The organism is Streptomyces sp. NPDC050732 (genome assembly GCF_040654255.1).
Taxonomy (GTDB): Bacteria; Actinomycetota; Actinomycetes; order Streptomycetales; family Streptomycetaceae; genus Streptomyces.
The window spans coordinates 35,664-56,225 of the sequence record NZ_JBFAHP010000023.1 but is presented as its reverse complement, the minus strand read 5'-3'; the positions used below and the strand labels follow the sequence as shown (position 1 = coordinate 56,225).

Annotated in this window: 17 protein-coding genes; 12 read left to right on the top strand and 5 right to left on the bottom strand. The window is 71.5% G+C overall.

Annotated features, from left to right (window positions below; translation table 11 throughout):
• The first annotated feature begins 28 nt into the window (after nt 1-28).
• Nucleotides 29-1,267: a glycoside hydrolase family 64 protein gene (locus AB0H82_RS21675; RefSeq protein ID WP_362995049.1), complete on the top strand. Its 1,239-nt coding sequence runs from the start codon at nt 29-31 to the stop codon at nt 1,265-1,267.
• Nucleotides 1,268-1,298: 31 nt separating this feature from the next.
• Here the strand turns inward: AB0H82_RS21675 and AB0H82_RS21670 are convergent, their stop codons facing one another.
• Both AB0H82_RS21670 and AB0H82_RS21665 read right to left on the bottom strand, forming a co-directional pair.
• Entirely contained in the window at nt 1,299-2,333 is a 1,035-nt protein-coding gene (locus AB0H82_RS21670) for a LacI family DNA-binding transcriptional regulator (RefSeq protein ID WP_362995047.1), read from the bottom strand.
• A gap of 25 nt (nt 2,334-2,358) precedes the next feature.
• Nucleotides 2,359-2,673 (bottom strand): hypothetical protein, encoded by a 315-nt coding sequence (locus AB0H82_RS21665; RefSeq protein ID WP_362995045.1) that lies wholly within the window; start codon nt 2,671-2,673, stop codon nt 2,359-2,361.
• Nucleotides 2,674-2,980: 307 nt separating this feature from the next.
• On the opposite strand from AB0H82_RS21665, the gene AB0H82_RS21660 reads away from it, so the two are divergent.
• Nucleotides 2,981-4,459, top strand: a complete 1,479-nt coding sequence (locus tag AB0H82_RS21660; RefSeq protein WP_362995043.1) for a hypothetical protein — start codon at nt 2,981-2,983, stop codon at nt 4,457-4,459.
• A gap of 33 nt (nt 4,460-4,492) precedes the next feature.
• On the opposite strand, the gene AB0H82_RS21655 is transcribed toward AB0H82_RS21660, so the two are convergent.
• Nucleotides 4,493-5,596: a multicopper oxidase domain-containing protein gene (locus AB0H82_RS21655; protein WP_362995041.1), complete on the bottom strand. Its 1,104-nt coding sequence runs from the start codon at nt 5,594-5,596 to the stop codon at nt 4,493-4,495.
• Nucleotides 5,597-5,906: 310 nt separating this feature from the next.
• Between AB0H82_RS21655 and AB0H82_RS21650 the strand changes: the two genes are divergently transcribed.
• Both AB0H82_RS21650 and AB0H82_RS21645 read left to right on the top strand, forming a co-directional pair.
• A complete protein-coding gene (locus AB0H82_RS21650; protein WP_362995178.1) occupies nt 5,907-8,321 on the top strand; it encodes a ThuA domain-containing protein in 2,415 nt (804 codons plus the stop codon).
• An 89-nt stretch (nt 8,322-8,410) separates the two neighbouring features.
• Nucleotides 8,411-10,558, top strand: coding sequence for a family 16 glycoside hydrolase (locus tag AB0H82_RS21645; RefSeq protein WP_362995176.1), 2,148 nt, complete (start codon nt 8,411-8,413; stop codon nt 10,556-10,558).
• An 81-nt stretch (nt 10,559-10,639) separates the two neighbouring features.
• On the opposite strand, the gene ligD is transcribed toward AB0H82_RS21645, so the two are convergent.
• Nucleotides 10,640-11,671: a non-homologous end-joining DNA ligase gene (ligD, locus tag AB0H82_RS21640; protein WP_362995039.1), complete on the bottom strand. Its 1,032-nt coding sequence runs from the start codon at nt 11,669-11,671 to the stop codon at nt 10,640-10,642.
• Nucleotides 11,672-11,754: 83 nt separating this feature from the next.
• On the opposite strand from ligD, the gene AB0H82_RS21635 reads away from it, so the two are divergent.
• The 3 genes from AB0H82_RS21635 (at nt 11,755) to AB0H82_RS21625 (ending at nt 15,803) form a co-directional block, all read left to right on the top strand.
• The gene (locus tag AB0H82_RS21635) at nt 11,755-12,825 is read left to right on the top strand and encodes an ATP-dependent DNA ligase (RefSeq protein WP_362995037.1); all 1,071 of its coding nucleotides are present in this window, start codon (nt 11,755-11,757) and stop codon (nt 12,823-12,825) included.
• Between the two features lie 174 nt (nt 12,826-12,999).
• Complete coding sequence (locus AB0H82_RS21630; RefSeq protein WP_362995035.1) at nt 13,000-14,793, top strand: FAD-dependent oxidoreductase; 1,794 nt, start codon at nt 13,000-13,002, stop codon at nt 14,791-14,793.
• A 116-nt stretch (nt 14,794-14,909) separates the two neighbouring features.
• Nucleotides 14,910-15,803 (top strand): DUF3048 domain-containing protein, encoded by an 894-nt coding sequence (locus AB0H82_RS21625; protein ID WP_362995033.1) that lies wholly within the window; start codon nt 14,910-14,912, stop codon nt 15,801-15,803.
• Here AB0H82_RS21625 and AB0H82_RS21620 read toward each other — a convergent pair.
• Nucleotides 15,733-16,248, bottom strand: a complete 516-nt coding sequence (locus AB0H82_RS21620) for a MarR family transcriptional regulator (RefSeq protein ID WP_362995174.1) — start codon at nt 16,246-16,248, stop codon at nt 15,733-15,735. The genes AB0H82_RS21625 and AB0H82_RS21620 overlap by 71 nt on opposite strands.
• Before the next feature lie 171 nt (nt 16,249-16,419).
• On the opposite strand from AB0H82_RS21620, the gene AB0H82_RS21615 reads away from it, so the two are divergent.
• The 5 genes from AB0H82_RS21615 to pcaB are packed head-to-tail and all read left to right on the top strand — an operon-like array spanning nt 16,420 to nt 20,555.
• Nucleotides 16,420-17,175, top strand: coding sequence for a CoA transferase subunit A (locus AB0H82_RS21615; protein WP_362995031.1), 756 nt, complete (start codon nt 16,420-16,422; stop codon nt 17,173-17,175).
• A complete protein-coding gene (locus AB0H82_RS21610) occupies nt 17,175-17,837 on the top strand; it encodes a CoA transferase subunit B (protein ID WP_362995029.1) in 663 nt (220 codons plus the stop codon). The genes AB0H82_RS21615 and AB0H82_RS21610 overlap by 1 nt, the downstream gene beginning before the upstream one ends.
• Nucleotides 17,834-18,610 (top strand): protocatechuate 3,4-dioxygenase subunit beta, encoded by a 777-nt coding sequence (gene pcaH, locus AB0H82_RS21605; RefSeq protein WP_362995027.1) that lies wholly within the window; start codon nt 17,834-17,836, stop codon nt 18,608-18,610. Before AB0H82_RS21610 ends, pcaH begins: the two co-directional genes overlap by 4 nt.
• On the top strand, nt 18,610-19,209 hold the full coding sequence (gene pcaG / locus AB0H82_RS21600; RefSeq protein WP_362995025.1) for a protocatechuate 3,4-dioxygenase subunit alpha: 600 nt from the start codon (nt 18,610-18,612) through the stop codon (nt 19,207-19,209). The genes pcaH and pcaG overlap by 1 nt, the downstream gene beginning before the upstream one ends.
• On the top strand, nt 19,206-20,555 hold the full coding sequence (gene pcaB / locus AB0H82_RS21595) for a 3-carboxy-cis,cis-muconate cycloisomerase (protein ID WP_362995023.1): 1,350 nt from the start codon (nt 19,206-19,208) through the stop codon (nt 20,553-20,555). The genes pcaG and pcaB overlap by 4 nt, the downstream gene beginning before the upstream one ends.
• The last annotated feature ends 7 nt before the right edge of the window (nt 20,556-20,562 follow it).

Here is a 20,562-nt window from a genome sequence, read left to right as displayed (position 1 = left end):
CCCCACGCAACCGCGCAGGAGACCTTCCGTGATATCGCGTCGAACGTTCCTGACCTCCGCAGCCGGCGCCGCGGGCGCCCTCACCTACCCCGCCTGGGGCAGCGCCCTCAGCCCCCGCGCCCTGGCGGGCGACACCGCCGCCCCCGCCACCTGCGAACTCGCCCTCGTGAACAAGTCGCTCCCCGGCCAGGTCCGCGCCTACGTCACCGGACACGAGCAGGGCACCGGCCGTTGGCTGCTGCTCAAGCCGGACGGCGGCGTCTACCGCCCCGAGTCGCCCTCGGCGCCCCAGACCCCGCTGCCCGTCGACTGCGCCATCCCGCTCGGCGCCGCGGGCTCGGCACCCAAGGTGCTGACGTTGCCTCAGATGTTCGGCGCGCGCGTCTACTTCGTACGCGACGACAAGCTGGACTTCTTCCTCAACCCGGGCCCTGCGCTGGTCGAGCCGGCCTTCGCCACCCGCGCGGACCCCAACTACGGCCGCACGTGGTCGTTCTGCGAGTTCACCTTCAACCCGCAGCAGCTCTACGCCAACATCAGTTACGTCGACCTCGTCACCGCGCTGCCCATCGGGCTGACCCTGGAGGGCGACGCCAGGCACACCGTCGCCCCGCTGCCGGACGGAGCCGTCGGCAGGATCGCGGCGGACCTCACGGCGCAGGCGGCGAAGGACGGGCAGCCGTGGGACAAGCTGGTCATCCGCGGCGACAACGGTGGCGTACTGCGGGTGATCTCGCCGCAGAACCTCATGGCGCCGTACTTCGACAGGCCGGACCAGATGCCGTTCCGCGACGTGTGGAGCGGCTACATCGACAAGGTGTGGGACAAGTACCGCGGCACCGACCTGAAGATCGACCTTCAGGGTGGCCGCGGCGTGTTCACCGGGCGCGTCAGCGGCGACGTACTGACGTTCAACGGCGGCCACTCCTTCACCAAGCCCACCTCGAAGGACATCTTCACCTGCAACCACGGTCCGTTCGCCAACATCCCGAACGACCCCGACGACAAGAAGGGCCTGCTCGCCCGGCTCGCGGCCGGCTTCAACCGCAGCATCATGCTCACCCACCCCCAGCAGCCGAACGGGACGAGCACGGCCGACTACTACCGGGACGCGGTGACCAACCACTGGTCACGCGTGGTGCACGCCAACTCCCCCATCGGGTACGCGTTTCCGTACGACGACGTGCGGCCCGACGGGCAACCGGACGTGTCGGGGGCGGCGCACGACGGGAACCCGCGGCGGTTCACGGTGAGCGTCGGGTCCTGACGCGCCCCCGTCGCCGCCGCGGGCGGTTCGGTCACGCCGATGCCCTGCGCACCAGGGATGTCGGCAGGACCACACCGGCCGGTTCGACGGGGACGGGCTCGGCTCCTCCCCTGCCGCTCAGCAGCATCCCCGCCATCAACCGGCCCATCTCCTCGATCTCCTGACGGACCGTCGTCAGTGGCGGATCGGTCTGCTCGGCCACCGGAAGCATGTCGTCGAACCCGACCACCGCCACGTCGTCCGGCACCCTCCTGCCCCGCTCGCGCAGCACGCGGAGGGCGCCGGACGCCGTCAGGTCGCTGGCGGCGAAGACGGCGTCCACGTCCGGCACGCGTTCAAGGAGTTCACGCATCGCGCGCTCCCCGCCCGCCGGGGTGAAGTCCCCCTCGGCGATCAGCCGAGGATCGACGTCGCCAAGGACGTCGCGGTAGCCGTCGAGCCGGTCGACCGCGGACGTCTGGTCGAGCGCCCCGGTGATGTGCGCGATACGGCCGCGGCCGAGGCCGACCAGGTGGCGCACGGCCTCGCGCGCGCCGCCGCGGTTGTCGCAGTCGACGTACGCCGCGCTCGGTTCGCCCGGCTCCTCCTGCGGCCACCCGGGCCTGCCGCCGAACACGGTGGGCACCCCGGCGCGCCGGATGATGCCGGGCAGCGGGTCGTCGAGGTGCAGCGAGAAGACGAGGGCCCCGTCGACGTGGCCGCCCGCGAGATAGCGGCCGACCCGCTCGTGGTCGTCCCGCCCCTCGGTGAGCAGCAGCACGAGCTGGATGTCGTTCGCCGTCAACTCCTTGCTGATGCCGCGCAGTTGCAGCGCGAAGAACGGGTCGGCGAAGACCCGCGTCTCCGGTTCGGCGATCACCACGGCGACCGCGTCGTGGCGCCGGGTGACCAGGCTGCGGGCGGCGCGGTTGGGGACGTAGCCGAGCTCGTCGACCGCGTGCCGCACCTTCTCGGCAAGCACCTCCCGCACCCCTGGGTCACCGTTGACGACACGCGAGACGGTGGCCCTGGAAACCCCGGCACGGGCCGCCACGGCCTCCAGGGTCGGGCGCGGTTCCTCGGTCACCTCGGTCACTCCTCCCTGACGATGTTCAGGAGGCATCTTCCCGTATCGGCCCCGAGGACCGCCCGGCGAGGGTGAAGTCGTCGCACACCACGGGCGGTTCGCCGACTCCCCGGCAGGGCTGCGCGACCTTGGGGCCGCAGCGCATACCGATGGAGACGCAGCCTGTGCCGTCCCGCAGGGGGGAGAAGACCACGGGCGGCTCGGTGGGCGGCGCGAAGGGCGCCGGCATCGTCACTCCGGCCAGCTCGGCGAGGAGTTCGCGGAACAGCGCCGCGTACAGCTCGCGGGCGCCGCCGCCGTTGGTGAGCAGCACGACCGTTACGCCCGCCGACGGCACCACGCGCAGGTGGCCGTACGGTCCACTTGTCCGGGGAGTCGACCACGCGCCGCCGCATCAGCGCGACGGTCTTCTCGGAGAGCACGCGCGTGCCGTCCCGCGCCACGCCGCCTTCGAGGTGCAGCTGTGCGAGCCGGGCGACGTCCCCGGCCGTGGCGATGACCCTGCCGTACGGGCCCGCCGAGCGCGGCATCAGGTCCCGGCAAGGCGCCGGGTCCGGCTTCTGCCCCGCCTCGCCCAGGTGCCCCCTCGCGGCACGGAACCGCAGCGCTCCTCGGGCAGCGTCATCCTGTGCGCATACCCTGCCCCCATGTTCAAGAAGCGGAGAGAGCGCAGGCAGGCCGAGCTGCACGAGGAGCTGGCCGGGGCGTTGCGGGATCCGGATGCGGCGGTGCGGGCCAAGGCGGCGGCCGACGCGGCGGAGGTGGCCGGCCTGGAGTGGGCGCTTCGGGAGCTGGCGGCGGCCGTGGCGCGCGAGCCGTTCACGGACGACTTCCACGAGACCGTGGTGGACGGCTTCGCGGCCGCGCTGCGCCGCGACGCGGCGATCCGTGAGCGCACGGAGCGGATCGTCGCGGAGCACTTGGACGACCCGGAGGGCTTCGTGCGGGTGTGGACCGGTCTCGTGGCGGAGCTCGGCGGGCCCCCGGCGCCGCGCGACATCGGCGATGACCTCTGCGACGACATGCGGGAGCGTCTCGCCTATCTGCGCGGCGAGGGCTGGACCGCCGAGGGGATCGACGGTCTGGGACGACCCGGCACCTTCTCACGCGACCTGGCGTTCGACGTCGCGGTCATGCTGGCGTCGCTCGTGGTGCGCAGGAACGAGCCGCTGTCCGCGGAGGAGGCGGAGCGGGTGCGGGGCGAGGCGCGCGTGGTCCTGGAAAGGGCCCTGGCCTTTCCTCCCGACAGCGAGGAACGCCTCGTCCTGATCGCCCCGCTGGTGGACGAGCCCGACGAGGAGTCGTGGACGGACCGCGCGCGGCACGGCGTGCAGGTCGACGAGACGCTGGCGCTCTGCATGAGCGCGGACGACGACCGGGTGACCCTGGGCGTCGAGACGCTGCACCACCAGATCATGCGCGACGGCATACTCCGGCGCGGGCGGACCCGCGCTGCCCTGGACCACCTGCTGGCGCGCGAGCAGGCACCGTTCGTCCTGTTCCAGCTCCTCGGTTGTTACGTGCGGCTGCACCTGGCCTCGCGGCTGCCTGACCCGCCGGTGGAGCTGTTCCTCACCAGGATGCGGCACGCCGATGCCGATGTCCGCTCCTCCGCCGCGTCGGGCGTGGGGCTGCTGGCCCCCGGCACCCCCGCGGAGAGCCGGGTCGTGGCCGCCCTCCTGGAGCGCCTCGACCACGACTCCGATGTCCAGGTGCGCGCTGCCGCCGCCCGCAGCCTGGCCGGCCTGGCACGCCCCGAACTGGCCGCCGCCCGGACCGTGGCGGACGCCATGGCACGCCACGCCGACTCGCCCGCACCGGAGATCCGCGCCGCGACTCTCCAGCACGCCCTGGAACACGGCGCCCCGGACGCGTACGACCGGCTGCTCACCGAGTTCGACGCACCCGACGTGCACTGGGAGTTCCTGTCGGCCTTGCAACTGGCGGCCATGGACGCGCAGTTCAGCCTCCCGGAGGAGGTCAGCCCCCGCCTCGCCGAACGGCTTGAGCACATGGAGGCGACCGGCTGGGTCGACCGCTGGGCGGACCCGGAGGGCCACCCCGACCTGGACGATCTGGCCGAGATGCTGGAGGAGTTGCTTGAGCGGGTGCGCGTCCGTGACTGAGGGCGGGGCGCGGCCGGTTGCCGGGCCCGGCCGCTAGTGGTGCGCGTGCTCCTCGGCGGCGCTCTCCGACGACTTTCCTGAAGACGGCCCGGACGGCGACTTCGACTTCGCGGACGGAGACTTCGCGGACGGGGGCTTCGCCGGCTTCCCGGACCGCGCCCCATGGTGCGGCTCATAGTCCGGAATCGTTCCGTCCGCCTTCTTCACCAGGAACAGCCCGGCCATTCCCATGTCCGAGTGGCTCTGCACATGGCAGTGGTACATCCAGGCCCCGGCCCCCACGCCCTCGCCCGCGACGACCTGGAAGCCGAAGGAGTCGCCCGGGCCCGTGATCTTGTCGTCGAGGATCTGGCTCGGGTCGTCGGGGCCGGTCAGCAGGCCCGTGCGGTTGTCCGCCCAGCGGTGACCGTGCACGTGGAACGTGTGGTAGTACTCGCCGTGGGTGATCGAGACGAACTCGACCCGGTCGCCCACCGTGGCCTCGAAGGTGGGGCTGTCGTGGCCGGACTTGTTGTTGATCGTCATGTCGTTGAAGACGATCGTGAAGGTCTTGTCCGGCAGCAGGTCCCCCTTGCGGCGCACGATCAGCGGACCGTAGAGCCCCTTGCGCACGCCGCCGGTGCCGTGATCCGTGCCGACCACGTGGTCGTGGTAGTGCCAGTAGCCCGCGGTGCCGGGGCGCCAGGTGCCGTCCTTGCGGCGGCCCGGGGCGTGCGTGCGCCAGGTGTAGGTGCGCTTGCCGCCCGGCTCGACATGGCTCCTGGTGTGCTTGGTGCCGTCGCTGGAGATCTCGTAGTCCATGCCGTGCACGTGCAGACTGGCGGCCACGTCCATCGTGTTCTCGAACTCGATGTGCAGGGTGTCGCCCTCATTCAGCTCGATGAGCGGCCCCGGAATGGAGGCCTTGCCCCTCTCCAGGCCGTAGCCCATCTGCCCGTCGGGGAGCTTCTCCGCGTACATCTTGATGCGCTTGACCTCGCCGCCCGCGGGGGCGGTCCTGGGGGCCTCCGCCGTGCTCGCGTCGGGCGCGCCCGCGATCGACAACGATGTCACACCGGCCGCGGCTGCCGCGCCGCCCACCAGCATCCGCCGGTTGAAGCTCCGCCTGTCGAGATCCTGTCGGTTCCGCCGGCCCATGACGAACTCCCCACTGCGGTACGGAGACTGACGGGGCGCAGGAGGCCCCGGGGACGGCCACACGGTATCGGCCGGACCTTCGTTTATCCACACGCAGGACAAAGTTCGTGCTATCGCGGTGATACCTATTGGCGAGTTGCGAAAAGAGGTCTAGCTTCGTCGGCGCTGTTGCTGTGACCGACGAGGGGTGGGTGTACTCATGCGGCGCACACCGCATCAAGAGCCCTTGACCGTACGAGGGTCGATCCGAGCACGACACAGACCGTACCGCTCGCGCCGGGCCTGGACGGCCGCGCTGCTGTCCGGCGCCATGGTCACCGGGGCACTCTCGGCGCAGGCCGCTTCCGCGCGGCCGTACCCGGAACCGCCGGTGACAACGATGTCCCTTCCCTCGCCGCCCGGCGGGGCCAACGTCAAGGTCCTGGTCTTCCACGGTTCGGCGGCGGGCGGCGACGAGTCACCGGTCGTCAACGCCGGCATCGAGGCGATCGAGAGGATCGGCCGGTCGGGCCCGGCCGCCCAGCGGTTCAGGATCGAGGCGACGGACGACCCGGCCGTCTTCACGAACGAGGCCAGGCTCGGGAAGTTCAACGCCGTGGCCTTCCTCACCGGCGGCGGAGACGTCCTCGACCCCGAGCAGGAGGCGGGCCTTGAGGCGTACATGGAGGCCGGCGGCGGCTTCCTAGGCATCCACGACGCGGCCCGCGCCGAGCCGTACTCGGACTGGTTCACCGGCCTGATCGGCGCCCGTCCCGCCGACGCGAGCCCGACGGACGTCCAGCGCGCGACCGTCGAGGTCGGCGACCGCGAGCACCCGGCGACCAAGGAGCTGCCCCTCCAGTGGAAGCGCCCCGACCGGTGGCTGAACTGGGCGAAGAACCCCTCGGGCGACGTGCATACGGTCGCGCGGGTACGAGAGACGACCTACAAGCCCGGCTCCGGGGCGAATGGCTGGGACCACCCGGTGTCCTGGTGCCGCGACTACGACGGCGGACGTTCCTTCTACACCGGCATGGGCGGCACCGCGGCGTCGTACGACGAAGCGGACTTCCGCGGTCATCTGCGGGGCGCTCTGCTGTGGACGACCCGCATCGCGCGCACCGACTGCAAGGGCACGATCAACGCCAACTACAAGGCGGAGCGCCTCACCCAGGCCAACCAGCCGGGCAGGAACGACCAGATCGGCGAGCCGCACGGCCTGGTCACCGCGCCCGACGGGAAGGTCTTCTACATCGGGCGGGGCGGCGCCGACTCCTCCCAGCCGGTCGTCACCGACTGGAACGACCCGGACATCGGCAAGGGCACGGGCGAGATCCACGTCTACGACCCGAAGACCAAGAAGGTGACGCTCGCGGGCGCCCTGACGGTGTTCGGGAACAAGGGCGGCGGTGACGAGCTCATCAAGGTCGAAGAAGGCCTGCTCGGCATCGAGTTGGACCCGAAGTTCGAGCAGAACGGGTGGGTGTACCTGCACTACACACCCCACTCGAAGATCAACCGCGAGACGCACATGGCCGAGCGGTACGTCTCCCGCTTCACGTTCGACCGGGACACGAACAAGCTGGACATGGGCAGCGAGAAGGTGCTCCTGAAGTGGCCGGTGCAGATCCACAGCTGCTGTCACGCGGGCGGCGGGATGGCCTGGGACTCCAAGGGCAACCTCTACATCGCGACCGGTGACAACAACTCCTCGCGCTTCAGCGACGGTTACTCGGGCAACAACCCGCAGCCCAACTTCAAGGGCGTCTCCTTCGCCGACGCCCGCCGCACCGCGGGCAACACCAACAACCTCAACGGCAAGATCCTGCGCATCCACCCGGAGGCCGACGGAACGTACACCCTTCCCGAGGGCAACCTCTTCACCGGCAAGGAGCAGGCCGAGGGCGGCGGCAAGACGCGCGGCGAGATCTATGTGATGGGCGTCAGGAACCCGGCGCGCATCTCCATCGACAAGAAGACCGACACGCTGTACGCGGGCTGGGTCGGCCCGGACGCCGGCGCGCCGTCGACGACGTGGGGCCCGGCGAAGTACGACACGTTCGCCGCGATCACCCACGCCTCCAACCGCGGCTGGCCGTACTGCATGGGCAACAACCAGCCCTACCGCGACCGGAATCTGCCGGACCCGACGAAGCCGCTCGGCTGGTACGACTGCGAGAACCTGAAGAACGAGTCGCCCAACAACGACGGCCTGGTGAACATCCCGCCGGCCGAGCCCAACAACATCTGGTACTCGCCGCAGGGCGGCGGTGTCGACTACCCGCGCGACGCGAACGGTGTGCCGAGCTACCGGACGTCGGAGCAGAAGCTGCTCCTGCCGTGGCTCAAGGGCGGCGGCCAGGCCACCATGAACGGTCCCGTCTACCGCTACGACGCGGCGAGCACGAGCGCCGACAAGTGGCCCTCGTACTGGGACGGGAAGTGGTTCGTCGGTGACTTCTACGACGGCGACCAGCCGCGGCACGCGGTCGTCACCGACCCGAAGACGGTCGGCGGCGGCGGCCTCCCGGTCCACGCCGAATCCCTGAAGAAGATCATTCCGATCGGCAACGACGGCATCAAGAACCTCATGGACTGGAAGTTCGCGCCGGACGGCTCGCTGTACGTCCTCGACTACGGCCGCGGCTTCTTCACCTCGGACTCCAAGTCGGCGCTGTGGCGCGTGACGTACAAGGGCGGGGCGGCGACCCCGGCCGCCGGCGACCTGGCAAGGAAGGCGGGATGATGCGTTCTCCGTGGCAGCGGTCCCTTCCGGCGCACCACCGGACCATACGGAAACGAAGACTGTGGACGGCTCTGCTCGCCGCGCTCCTCATGGTGCTCGGACTGACGTCGACCGCGGCGACGGCGCGGCCCGACAACACCGGGCTCGCCGCCGCCCAGACCCTGACCTGGACCGCCGACAACGACATCGCCAAGTACAAGTCGGCGCCCACGACGGCGGTGGCGGGGCCGACGACGATCGTCTTCGAGAACAGCGAGGCGACCGGCAATACGACGGGCATGCCGCACACGCTGACGTTCGACGTCTCCGACCCTGAATACAACAACGACGTCCCGCTGAACATCCTGGCCAACCCCAACGACGACCAGGGCGGCAAGCACACCGCAGAGGTGACGCTCACCCCGGGCCGCTACCGCTACCACTGCACCATCCCCGGCCACGGTTCGATGCAGGGCATCCTGATCGTGACCGAGGGCGGCGGCGAGGACACCGCGGCCCCGGTGACCGCGGCGAAGGTGGAGGGGCAGACCAACTCCGACGGCGCGTACGTCGGTTCGGCCTCGGTGGCCGTGACGGCGACGGACGAGGGTTCGGGCGTCGACAGGATCGAGTACGCGGTCGGGGCGGACGGCGCGTGGCAGCCGTACACCGCGCCGGTGGTCGTCGACCGGGTCGGCACCCACAAGATCCGCTACCGGGCCACCGACAAGGCGGGCAACACGTCGGCGGAGAAGGCGGTCGACTTCAAGGTCGTCGCACCGCCGACGGACGACAGAACACCTCCGGAGACCTCGGCGACGGTGACCGGTGAGAAGAACGACCAGGGGCAGTACGTCGGGATGGCGACGGTCACGGTGACGGCGTCCGACACCGGTTCCGGCGTCAACAAGATCGAGTACGCGGTCGGTGACGGCGCCTGGACCGCGTACACCGCGCCGGTCATGGTGCACGGGGCCGGCGCCCACAAGGTCCGCTACCGCGCGTCCGACAAGGCGGGCAACCAGGCGGCCGAGAAGGCCGTCGACTTCACGGTCGTCGCGCCGCCCGTGGAGGACAGGACGCCTCCGGAGACGTCGGCGAAGGTCGAGGGCGACAAGGACTCGGACGGTGCCTACCTCGGGAAGGCGAAGGTGACGGTCACCGCCACGGACGCCGGTTCGGGCGTCGACAAGGTCGAGTACTCCCTGGACGGCGGGCCCTACCTCGCGTACGAGGCGCCGGTCGTCGTCGACCGAGCGGGCCGCCACACGGTGGCGTACCGGGCGAGCGACAAGGCGGGCAACACCGCCGGGGCGAAGACGGTGGCCTTCACGGTGGCCGAGGGCGGCGGCGTGCCGGCCCCCAACTGCCCCGAGTACGACGAGCGGTTGACGGTGTTCGTGGGCACGGTCGACACGGGCATCCCCAACCGCGTCACGAACAACCGCTGCCGTGTGGGTGAGCTGATCGAGGACGAGAAGGAGTGGACGTCGCACGCGCTCTTCCTGAAGCACGTCAGGAGCGTGACGGACAAACTCCTGAAGGCCGGCGAGATCGACAGGCGCGAGTACAACAAAATCAACCGCGCCGCCAAACAGTCCGGCATCGGGAAGCCCGGCCAGACGGAGGGCTACCGCAAGCTCTTCGACGGCACGCAGAAGTCCCTCGACCAGTGGGAGCAGGTGGGCGGCGGCAGGTTCGGGCTCAACGCCGACGGCACCATCACCAGCTCGACCACGGTCCAGGGCATGGGCATGCTCTGGTTCCCGGAGCGCAAGTACGGCGACTTCTCGCTGAAGCTCCAGTGGCGGGACGACGCACCGGGCAACGGCAACACCAACTCCGGTGTCTTCGTGCGCTTCCCGCAGGTCCACGACCACCCGGAGGAGTCGCGCCCCGAGTGGGTCGCCATCAAGTACGGGCACGAGGTGCAGGTCCACGACCGGCCCGACGGCGACATGTACAAGACGGGCTCGATCTACGGCTTCGACCGGGTGGGCCTGGCCGGCGCCGGGGTCACTCCGAAGGGCACGTGGAACGACTACGAGATCCGCGTGGTGGACCAGCACTACTCGGTCTACCGCAACGGCGTCCTGATCAACGAGTTCGACAACACCGGCGGCCAGGACTTCACCCCGCCACGCGCCGACGACCCGGGCACGGACGGCCGCAGGTACGCCTCCGGCTACGTGGGACTCCAGGTCCACGGCGTGACGGACGTGGTGTCGTACCGGGACATCCGGATCAAGGAGCTGTAGCCCGGCTCGGCTCTCCCCGGCCCGCTTCGGCGCTCTCGCCCCGCTGGGGCGGGGGCGCCGTTCCGGAACCGGCCGGTCACGTCACTCCTCATGCTTCGCGCGGCTCGGCTGGACGCGTTTCGGCTCGCCGGGCATCTTCGGGTACTCCGGCGGGTACGGCAGGTCGCCCAGGCCGTGGTCGTGCTCGTCCTTGGTGGCCAGTTCCAGGAGGGCCTCCAGGGAGTGGGCGCGGTCGTCCATGCCCGCGTGGAGGTCGCCGACCTCGGCGAAGCGGCCCGGCATGGTGGCGAGGTCGAAGTCCTCGGGGCGGGCGTCCTCGACCTCGTCCCAGCGCAGGGGCGCCGACACGGGGGCGTGCGGGCGGGCACGCAGGGAGTAGGCGGAGGCGATCGTGCGGTCCCGGGCGGTCTGGTTGTAGTCCACGAAGATCCGCTGCCCCCGCTCCTCCTTCCACCAGGCCGTCGTGACCGCGTCCGGCATGCGCCGCTCCAGTTCCCGTCCGCAGGCGATCGCGGCCCTGCGCACCTGGGTGAAGGTCCAGCGCGGCTCGATGGGCACGAAGACGTGCAGCCCGCGTCCGCCCGACGTCTTGGGCCAGCCGACGAGGCCGCCGAACTCGTCGAGCACGGAGCGGAGTTCGTGGGCGGCCCGTACCGCGTCCGCGTAGTCGGTGCCGGGCTGCGGGTCGAGGTCGATGCGGAGCTCGTCGGGATGGTCGAGGTTGTCGCCGCGTACCGGCCACGGGTGGAAGGTGAGGGCGTTGTACTGGGCGGCCCAGATGACGGCGGCCACCTCGGTGGGGCACATCTCGTCGGCGGTGCGGCCGCTGGGGAAGGCGATGGTGGCGGTGGGGATCCAGTCGGGATGGTTCTTAGGGACGCGCTTCTGATAGAAGAACTCGCCGGCCGCCCCCTCCGGGTAGCGCTGCAGGGTCGTGGGGCGATTCCGAAGCGCGCGGAGAATGCCCGGCCCCACGGCCACGAAGTACTCGGCGACGTCCAGCTTGGTGAACCCCCGCTCGGGGAAGACCACCCGGTCCGGGCTGGACAGCCGCACCGTCCGCTCCCCCGTGTCGATCTCCACGGCCGCGCTCTTGCCCTTGGCTGCACCCATGCGGCCACGCTAAGCGGACTCGACATCCCACGCATACTGGCGCACACCGGGCGCTAAGTGGCATTCCGGAGCAGAATCGGAGCATGGATCTGCCGGTGATGCCGCCCGTGAAGCCCATGCTCGCCAAACCCGTGAAGAAGATCCCGCCGGGCATGCAGTACGAGGCCAAGTGGGACGGGTTCCGCGCGATCGTGTTCCGCGACGGGGCCGAGGTCGAGCTCGGCAGCCGCACCGGCAAGTCCCTGACCCGCTACTTTCCCGAGCTCGTGACGGCTCTGCGGGAGCGGCTGCCCGAGCGGTGCGTGGTGGACGGGGAGATCGTGATCGCCCGGGACGGTCACCTGGATTTCGACGCGCTCACGGAGCGTATCCATCCCGCCGCGTCCCGCGTGGCGACGCTCGCCGAGCGTACGCCCGCCTCGTTCGTGGCGTTCGACCTGCTCGCCCTCGGGGACGAGGCGCTGCTCGACGCGCCCCTGAGCGACCGGCGCGCCCTGCTGGTGGCGGCGCTGGGCGGTGTCTCGGCGCCCGTCCACCTCGCGCCCGCGACCACGGACCCCGAGGTGGCGCAGGTGTGGTTCGAGCAGTTCGAGGGCGCGGGCCTGGACGGGGTGATCGCCAAGCCGCTCGACCTGCGCTATCGCCAGAACGAGCGCCTCATGTTCAAGATCAAGCACGAGCGGACGGCGGACTGCGTGGTCGCGGGCTACCGCCTGCACAAGAGCGGGCCCGTCGTCGGCTCGCTGCTCCTCGGGCTGTACGACGACGGGGGCACCCTGCAGCACGTCGGCGTGTGCGCGGCCTTCTCGATGAAGCGCAGGGCCGAACTCGTCGAGGAGCTGGAGCCGCTGCGGATGGAGTCGGCAGCCGGGCACCCGTGGGCGTCCTGGACGGACGAGGCCGCGCACGAGACGGCCCGCATGCCCGGCGCCCCGAGCCGTTGGTCGGGCAAGAAGGACCTCTCCTGGGTGCCGCTGCGCCCGGAGCTCGTCTGCGAGGTGGCGTACGACCACATGGAGGGCGGGCGGCGCTTCCGCCACACGGCCGCGTTCCGCAGGTGGCGTACGGACCGGGTTCCGGAGAGCTGTACGTACGCGCAGCTGGAGGAGCCCGTGCGGTACGACCTCGCGGACGCGCTGGGGAGCACCGGCTGACCGCACCCCTCCCGACTGACCGCGCCCACCCACCACATCCGTCACCGCACACCTCACGGGCGCCACAATCACGCCATTGTGTGATGCGGCACCCGGGTAGCTTCCACCCCACCGACGGTGACCGTATGCTCCTGCGACTGATAGGGGAGTTACCTACGGTAAGGGGGGCGGGGCATGGGACACAGCGGTGCCGAGGGAAGCACGCGGCGGGGGTTCGTCGCGGGGGCCGCGGCGGTGGGCGGGGCGGCCGCGCTGGGAGTGGGGGCGGGGGCGCTGCCCGCGGCGGCGGCCACGCAGGACGCACCGCGCGCGCAGCAGTCGGTGGCCGTGCTCGGCGGTGGTGTCGCCGGGCTCACGGCCGCCCATGAGCTCGCGGAGCGCGGCTTCGCCGTCACGGTCTACGAGCGCAGGGAGCTGGGCGGCAAGGCCCGCAGCATGGACGTGCCGGGCAGCGCGAAGGGCAACCGCAAACCGCTGCCCGGTGAGCACGGCTTCCGGTTCATCCCGGGCATCTACCACAACCTGCCGGACACGATGCGCCGCATCCCGTTCCCCGGGAACGCGAACGGCGTGTGGGACAACCTGGTCGCGCCCCGCGAGATGTCGTTCGCGCGCACCGGCCGCGAAGACATCAGGATGCCGATCCCGTGGCCGGGCACGGAGCCGGAGAAGCTCACCCTGGACGACATCCGGCGGGCACTGACCGCGCTGCTCGACACCGCGTTCAACCTGCCGGCCCACGAGGCCGCGTACTTCGTGAACCGCGCCCTGGTCTTCTTCACCAGCTGCGACGAACGCCGCGACGACGACTGGGAGTCGACGCCCTGGTGGGACTTCACCCGCGCCGAGCACATGTCCAAGGACTACCAGCGCATCCTCGTGATCGGTGTGACCCGCAACATCGTGGCGACGAAGGCGGAGGAGGCGAGCACCCGCACGGTCGGCACGCTCGGCGAGGCGTTCGTCCTCAACGCGCTCGGCCAGGGCGCGGACGGCCCGCCCGACCGCATCCTGAACGCGCCGACGAACGAGGCGTGGATCGACCCGTGGATCACCCATCTCAAGTCGCTGGGCGTGGAGTTCCGCATCGGCTGGACCGTGCGCGAGCTGGCGTTCGGCGGCGGCCGCATCACGAAGACGGTCGTCGAGGACCCCGACGGCGTACGGCGTGACATCACCGCCGACCACTACGTCCAGGCCATGCCGGTGGAGCACGCGCGCCGGACGTGGAGCAGGGAACTGAAGGCGGCGGACCCGCAGTTGGCGCGCTGCGACAAGCTGCAGACGGACTGGATGACGGGCATTCAGTTCTATTTGACCGAACGCCCGCCCGTCGTCAAGGGCCACTTCAACCTCATCGACTCGCCCTGGTCACTGACCGGCATCGCCCAGGCGGGCCACTGGCCCGAGCGCGACTTCCCGGCCGACTACGGAGACGGCGTCGCCGTCGACTGCCTCTCCGTGGACATCTCCGAGTGGGACAAGCCCGGCATCCTGTACGGCAAGACCGCCAAGCAGTGCACCCGCGACGAGGTCGCCAAAGAGGTGTGGGCGCAGCTCAAGGCCGCCCTCAACGACACCGGGAAGACGGTGCTCAGCGACAGCAAGCTCCACTCGTGGTTCCTCGACCCGGGTGTCGACGGCCTGGGCACACCGAACCCCACCAACGAGGACCAGCTCCTCATCCACCCGGTGGGCACGTTCCACAACCGCCCGTCGGCCGCCACGAGGATCCCGAACCTCTTCCTCTCCGGCGACTACGTCTCCGTGGACATCGACCTGGCGACCATGGAGGGCGCCAACGCCTCGGCCCGCCAGGCGGTCAACGCCCTGCTGAAACAGGTGGGTTCGGACCAGAAGCCGTGCACGGTGCGGCCGCTGCACCGCGTTCCGGCGATCGAGGCCCTCAAGCGCCACGACCGCACCCGCTACCGGCTCGGCCTGCCGAACGCCCTCGATCTCGGCTGACGGGCTGCGATCGGGCGCGTTCGGGGTAGGACTCCCGCATGACACGGCGGACGCGGACGCGGGCACGCACGGGAACACGCACGGGGACACGGGCACGGAGCAGGGCCGGGGCGGCGGTGGCGATCGCACTCGCCGCCCTGGTGTCCGGTTGCACGATCGAGGGGGTGGACGGCAAGGCTCCCGGGTCGGGCGGCGGCGGCAGCGTGCTCGCCGTGAAGGTCGACAACGTACGTCCTGCGCGTCCGCAGACCGGTCTCGACGCCGCGGACGTCGTGTACGTCGAGCAGGTGGAGGCGGGGCTCACCCGTCTGATGGCGGTGTACGCGTCGCGGCTGCCGCCCGCCGTCGGTCCCGTGCGCAGCGCCCGCGAGACGGATCTCGAACTCCTGCGGCAGTTCGACCGGCCCGTGCTCGCGTTCTCCGGAGCGCAGTCCAAGCTCCTGCCGCTGATCGCCGGCGCGCCCGTGCGGGCGCTGCCGCCGGGCAGGGCGCCCGACGGCGCGTACTACCGGGGCGGCGCGAAGCCCGCGCCGCACAACCTCTTCGTACGCCCGGACGCCCTGAAGGCCGAGCCGAACGTGGACGCCCTGGCCGACGCGGGGTTCCGGTTCGGGCCGCGCCCGGAAGGCGGCACACCGCAGACACGGCGGACGGTCCGCTTCCCCGCGGCGCGCTTCACCTTCGACTGGGTGGAGTACGAGGGGCGCTGGCGCGTCGCGATGGACGGGGAGCGGGCGCGGACGTCCGGCGGCAAGGAGCTGAGCCCTTCGACGGTCGTCGTGCAGTACGTGAAGGTGCGGCCGTCCCGCTTCCACGACCGCGCGGGCAGCGTCTCGCCGTTCACCGAGACGGTCGGCGAGGGCTCCGCGAGCGTGCTGCGGGACGGGCGCGCCTACGAGGCGCGGTGGAAGCGTCCGGCGGCCGGGGCCGGCACGGAGTTCACGACGGCCGACGGCGAGCGGCTGCCGTTCGCGAAGGGACAGGTGTGGGTGGTGTACGCGAAGGCGTGAGCGGGGCCGGGGTGCGCAGGTCCTCCGCCGCGTCCGCGACGCGCTGCATCAGTTCGAGGAAGACGGGGCGCTCCTCGGCGGAGAGCGGGGCGAGCAGGACCTGGTTCATCCGGGCCGCCCGCACGGTCAGCGCGCGGTGCGTGCGCCGGCCCTCGTCGGTGAGGCGCAGCAGGTAGCGGCGGGCGTCCTGCGGGTCGCGCACCTTGTCGAGCAGCTCACGGCGGATGAGCCGGGCGACGACCTCCGCGATCGTGGACCGGTCGAGGCCCACCCGCTCCCCCACGGTGCGCTGGTCGAGGCCGGGTTCGGCGACGAGGGCGTTGACCACGGCGAACTGCGGTGAAGTGATCTCCTCGGACACCATCGTGTTCCACAGCAGGTGATGCGCCTGCTGCAGCCGCCGGGCCAGGTGCCCGGGGTGGGTGGCAAGGTCCACCGCGGCCATGGGGTCCTCCGTGTTCACTTCGACTCTCCCGGCGTATTCCGTCGGTGCACTGAACAATACTCGCCCTACGCGCCGAACAGCGCAGGTCTTGTGCGGTAGTTCGAGTCGCCCTATCCTCGCCGCAATAGTCAGTGACCTGATTAATCGGGCCGGAGGAGAGAGGCCGCACGGATGGACAAGGTGGTGGCCACGGCTGCCGACGCGGTGGCGGACGTCCCGGACGGGGCGTCGGTCGCGGTCGGCGGCTTCGGGCTGAGCGGCGTGCCCGCCGAGCTGATACGGGCGCTGCACGCGTCCGGGGTCTCGGGCCTGCGGGTCGTGTCCAACAACTGCGGCGCCATGGACTCGGGCCTCGCGGTACTCCTGGCGGCGGGCCGCATCGCCCGCGTGACCGGGTCCTACATAGGCGGCAACAAGGAGTTCGCCCGGCAGTACCTGGGCGGCGAACTGGAGGTCGAGATGATCCCGCAGGGCACGCTCGCCGAGCGGCTGCGGGCGGGCGGCGCGGGCATCCCCGCGTTCTACACTCCGGCCGGGGTGGGCACGCAGGTCGCCGACGGCGGGCTCCCCTGGCGCTACGACGGCGAGGGCGGGGTCGCGCTCGCGTCCCCGGCCAAGGAGGTACGGGAGTTCGACGGCACCCCCCATGTCCTCGAACACGGCATCCGCACCGACTTCGCGCTGGTCCGCGCGGCGCAGGGCGACCGGCACGGCAACCTCGTCTTCAGCAGGTCGGCCCGCAACTTCAACCCGCTCGCGGCGATGGCCGGACGGGTGACCGTCGCGGAGGTCGAGGAGCTGGTGGAGCCCGGCGGGATCGAACCGGACGCGGTGCATCTGCCGGGGATCTTCGTGCAGCGGGTGGTGGCGCTCACTCCGGAGCAGGCGGCGGACAAGCGGATCGAGAAGCGGACGGTGGCAGGCTGATGGCCTGGACCCGTGAGGAGATGGCCGCCCGCGCCGCGCGCGAGCTCCGGGACGGCCAGTACGTGAATCTCGGCATCGGACTGCCCACGCTGATCCCCAACCACCTCCCACCCGGCGTCGAAGTCATCCTGGAGTCGGAGAACGGCATCCTGGGAGTGGGCCCCTATCCCACCGAGGCGGAGGTCGACCCCGACCTGATCAACGCGGGCAAGGAGACCGTCACCGTGCTGCCCGGCGCCTCCTTCTTCGACTCGGCGCTTTCCTTCGGGATGATCCGCGGCGGTCACATCGACGTGGCCGTGCTCGGCGCGATGCAGGTCTCCGCGCGCGGGGACCTCGCCAACTGGGCGGTCCCCGGAAAGCTGATCACGGGCATCGGCGGGGCGATGGACCTCGTGCACGGCGCCCGCACGGTCGTCGTCGTCATGACGCACACCGCCAAGGACGGCTCGCCGAAGATCCTCGCCGAGTGCGCGCTGCCGCTCACCGGCAAGCGCTGCGTCGACCGGGTCATCACCGACCTCGGCGTACTGGAAGTGACCGCACACGGTCTTGAGCTGGTCGAGACGGCGCCGGGCGTCACCGCCGACGAGATCGCCGCGAAGACCGCGGCGGAGATCCACGTCCCGGACAGCCTTCACGTACGGAGCGACCCCATATGACCCTCACCACCGAACCCCTGCCGGACGGGCTCGGCCAGGACGCGATCGACGCCGAGGTCGCGAAGGCGCAGGCGTCCGCGCCGCCCGGCGCGCACCATCCGCCCCGCGACTACCCGCCGTACCGCAGCACCCGTCTGCGGCACCCGAAACAGCCGTTGATCCCGCTGCGCGACCCGGAGGCCGTGGAGCTGAGCGGTCCCGCGTTCGGCGTCACCGACGTGTCCGCGCTGGACAGCGATCTGACGCGGCAGCACGCGGGGGAACCGCTGGGCGAGCGCATCACCGTGAGCGGCCGGGTCCTGGACCGCCGGGGGCGGCCCGTGCGCGGCCAGCTGGTGGAGCTGTGGCAGGCCAACGCGTCGGGCCGGTACGCCCACCAGCTGGACCGGCACCCCGCGCCCCTCGACCCGAACTTCACGGGGTTCGGCCGCTGTCTCACCGACGACGACGGCACGTACTCCTTCACGACCGTCAAGCCGGGCGCCTATCCATGGCGCAACCACACCAACGCCTGGCGCCCCGCGCACCTCCACTTCTCGCTCTTCGGCACGGCGTTCACCCAGCGCCTGGTGACGCAGATGTACTTCCCCGGCGACCCGCTCCTGCCGTACGACCCGGTGCTGAACGCGGTGACCGACGAATCGGCGCGGCGGCGCCTCGTCTGCGCGTACGACCACGGCCTTTCCGTCCCCGAGTGGTCCCTGGGCCACCGCTGGGACATCGTCCTGGACGGCCCGTCCGCGACGCTCTTCGAGGAGGACGACGACCACTGATGCACGCTCCCACCCCCTCCCAGACCGTCGGCCCCTTCTACGGATACGCGCTGCCGTTCCCGCGCGGCGGCGACGTGGCGCCCTCCGGGGACGCGGAGACGATCACCCTGCACGGGTACGTGCTCGACGGCGCGGGGCAGCCCGTGCCCGACGCCCTGATAGAGAGCTGGCAGCCCGCGCCGGACGGCTCGCGCGCGGGCGTGCCCGGATCGCTGCGGCACGACCCCGTCACGGGGTGGCTCGTGGGGCGCGACGGTGTCGCGTTCACCGGGTTCGGCCGGGTGCCGACCGACGCCGACGGCCACTGGGCCGTGCGGACGCTGCCGCCGGGCGGCGTCTCGTACATCTCGCTCGCCGTCTTCGCACGCGGTCTGCTGCACCATCTGTACACGCGCGCGTACCTGGTGGACGAGCCCGGTGACGCGCTGCTCGGCTCCCTCGCGGCGGAGCGCAGGGGCACGCTGGTCGCCCGGAGCGAGGCCCCGCGCACGTACCGGTTCGACATCCGCCTCCAGGGGCCCGACGAGACGGTCTTCCTGGAGTTCCCGACGTTCTCCGAAGACCCTCACGGGCCGGAAACTCCGGAGGTGTCGCCGTGACCGGCCTGCTCTCCCCGGGGTGGGCGGGCTCCCCCGCCGACGACGCGACCTCCGACCTCTCCTTCCTGGAGGCGCTGCTGGCCGTCGAGGCGGCCCTGACCCGCGCGCAGGCCGCCGTGGGCCTCGCGCCTCCGGAGGCGGCGACAGCGGTCACGGAAGCGGCCGCGGACGTCGGCCGGTTCGACGTGCGGGAGATCGCTTTGCGCGCACGGGACGGCGGAAACCCGGTGATCCCGCTGGTGGCGGCCTTGACGGCCGCGGTGCCCGAGGACGCGGCGCCCTACGTCCACCGGGGCGCGACGAGCCAGGACATCCTGGACACGGCCCTGATACTGCTCTCCGCCCGCACGCTGGACCTGATCCTCGCGGACCTGTCCCGTACGGAACAGGCGCTGGCCCGCCTCGCCACCGCACACCGCGACACGGCGATGCCGGCCCGCACCCTCACCCAGCACGCGGTCCCGACGACCTTCGGTCTGAAGGCGGCGGGGTGGCGCTCCCTCGTCCTCGACGCCCGGGACCGGGCCAGGGACGTGCGCGGGAGCCTGCCGGCCCAGCTGGGCGGCGCGGCGGGCACGTTGGCGTCGTTCCGGGCGTACCTGGCTCGGGCGGATACGGCTCCGGGGAAGCCACCGGCCGCCGGCGCGGAGGCCATCGTGGCGGCGTTCGCCGCGGAACTGTCCCTGCGCGTGCCCTCGTTGCCCTGGCACAGTCTCCGTACGCCCGTCGCCGACCTCGCCTCCGCTCTCGCCTTCACCGCGGGCGCCCTCGGCAAGCCGGCGGCCGACGTCCTCACCCTCTCCCGTACCGAGATCGCGGAGGTTTCCGAGGGGGCGGGCGGCGGCTCGTCCGCCATGCCGCACAAGGCCAATCCCGTACGGGCCACGCTGATCGCCGCCGCCGCGCGGCGCGCACCCGGTCTCGCCGCGACCCTGTACGGCTCGCTGGCGGCCGAGGACGAGCGGCCCGCGGGGGCCTGGCACGCCGAGTGGGAGACACTGCGTGATCTGTTGCGGCTGGCCGGCGGGGCTGCCCGGGACGCGGCGGAGCTCGCCGAGGGGCTGCGGGTCCGTCCGGAGGCGATGCGTGCACACCTCGGCCTCACCGGCGGGCTGATCGTCTCCGAACGGCTGGCCGTCGAGCTCACACCGTCGCTCGGCGGAACCCGCGCGAAGGATCTCCTGACGGCGGCGGCCCGACGCGCCCGCACCGAAGGCCGGACGCTCGCGGAGATCCTCGCCGACGACCCCACCCTCGACGACATCGACCTCCCCGAACTCACCGACCCCACCCGCTACACCGGCCTCGCCGGTGAACTGACCGACCGTGCCCTGGAGCGACGTTGACCGGCGA

What these genes read in the sequence shown, in the direction of transcription:
- AB0H82_RS21660 (WP_362995043.1), top strand. Translation starts at nt 2,981, where the DNA reads ATGTTCAAGAAGCGGAGAGAGCGCAGGCAGGCCGAGCTGCACGAGGAG.
- AB0H82_RS21655 (WP_362995041.1), bottom strand. Translation starts at nt 5,596, where the DNA reads ATGGGCCGGCGGAACCGACAGGATCTCGACAGGCGGAGCTTCAACCGG.
- AB0H82_RS21650 (WP_362995178.1), top strand. Translation starts at nt 5,907, where the DNA reads ATGGTCACCGGGGCACTCTCGGCGCAGGCCGCTTCCGCGCGGCCGTAC.
- AB0H82_RS21645 (WP_362995176.1), top strand. Translation starts at nt 8,411, where the DNA reads ATGGTGCTCGGACTGACGTCGACCGCGGCGACGGCGCGGCCCGACAAC.
- ligD (WP_362995039.1), bottom strand. Translation starts at nt 11,671, where the DNA reads ATGGGTGCAGCCAAGGGCAAGAGCGCGGCCGTGGAGATCGACACGGGG.
- AB0H82_RS21635 (WP_362995037.1), top strand. Translation starts at nt 11,755, where the DNA reads ATGGATCTGCCGGTGATGCCGCCCGTGAAGCCCATGCTCGCCAAACCC.
- AB0H82_RS21630 (WP_362995035.1), top strand. Translation starts at nt 13,000, where the DNA reads ATGGGACACAGCGGTGCCGAGGGAAGCACGCGGCGGGGGTTCGTCGCG.
- AB0H82_RS21620 (WP_362995174.1), bottom strand. Translation starts at nt 16,248, where the DNA reads ATGGCCGCGGTGGACCTTGCCACCCACCCCGGGCACCTGGCCCGGCGG.
- AB0H82_RS21615 (WP_362995031.1), top strand. Translation starts at nt 16,420, where the DNA reads ATGGACAAGGTGGTGGCCACGGCTGCCGACGCGGTGGCGGACGTCCCG.
- AB0H82_RS21610 (WP_362995029.1), top strand. Translation starts at nt 17,175, where the DNA reads ATGGCCTGGACCCGTGAGGAGATGGCCGCCCGCGCCGCGCGCGAGCTC.
- pcaH (WP_362995027.1), top strand. Translation starts at nt 17,834, where the DNA reads ATGACCCTCACCACCGAACCCCTGCCGGACGGGCTCGGCCAGGACGCG.
- pcaG (WP_362995025.1), top strand. Translation starts at nt 18,610, where the DNA reads ATGCACGCTCCCACCCCCTCCCAGACCGTCGGCCCCTTCTACGGATAC.